We start from the raw sequence: 998 nt of genomic DNA, 5'->3' as shown, positions 1-998 counted from the left end.
TCATGTCAATGTGGTCTCCTGGCATAACCATTTCCATTCCGTCTGGTAACTTAATTGAACCAGTAACGTCTGTTGTTCTGAAATAGAATTGTGGTCTATATCCATCAAAGAATGGTGTATGTCTTCCACCTTCTTCTTTTTTAAGTACGTAAACTTGACCTACGAACTTGTTGTGTGGCTTAACTGATCCTGCTTTTGCTAAAACTTGACCTCTTTCAATATCAGTTCTTTGAACTCCTCTTAAAAGAACTCCTACGTTATCTCCAGCTTGTGCTTCATCTAGTAACTTTCTGAACATTTCTATTCCTGTTACTACTACTTTTCTGCTTTCTTCAGCTAATCCAACGATTTCTACTTCGTCTCCTACATGAAGAATTCCTCTTTCAACTCTTCCAGTTGCAACTGTTCCTCTACCAGTAATTGTGAATACATCTTCTACTGGCATTAAGAATGGCTTATCTGTTGCTCTTTCTGGTGTTGGTATATAGCTATCTACTGCTTCCATTAATTCAAGAATTGGTGCGATTGCTTTTTCATCTGTTGGGTTTTCTAATGCTACTAAAGCTGATCCCTTTACTACTGGAATATCATCTCCTGGGAAGTTGTATTCTGATAATAATTCTCTAACTTCCATTTCAACTAATTCTAATAATTCTTCATCATCTACCATATCTGCTTTGTTTAAGAAAACAACTATGTAGTCAACTCCAACTCTTGATGCTAGTAGGATGTGTTCTCTTGTTTGTGGCATTGGACCATCTGCAGCTGAACAAACTAATATTGCTCCATCCATTTGAGCAGCTCCTGTGATCATGTTCTTAACATAGTCAGCATGTCCTGGACAGTCAACGTGTGCATAGTGTCTGTTTTCTGTTTGGTACTCTACGTGAGCTGTGTTAATTGTGATTCCTCTTTCTTTTTCTTCTGGAGCCTTATCGATTTCATCATATTTGAATGATTCTGCTAATCCCTTGTTTGCTAAAACTGTTAAGATTGCA

At 37.5% G+C, this 998-nt stretch carries 1 protein-coding gene; it reads right to left on the bottom strand.

Annotated features, from left to right (window positions below; all coding sequences use genetic code 11):
- A partial coding sequence (gene tuf, locus AAT22_RS01275) for an elongation factor Tu (RefSeq protein WP_046999987.1) occupies window positions 1–998 on the bottom strand: 998 nt, incomplete at both ends.

The sequence above is a fragment of the Clostridium sp. C8 genome (assembly GCF_001010885.1).
GTDB classification, from domain to species: domain Bacteria; phylum Bacillota; class Clostridia; order Clostridiales; family Clostridiaceae; genus Clostridium; species Clostridium sartagoforme.
This window is presented reverse-complemented; position numbering and strand designations above follow the sequence as displayed.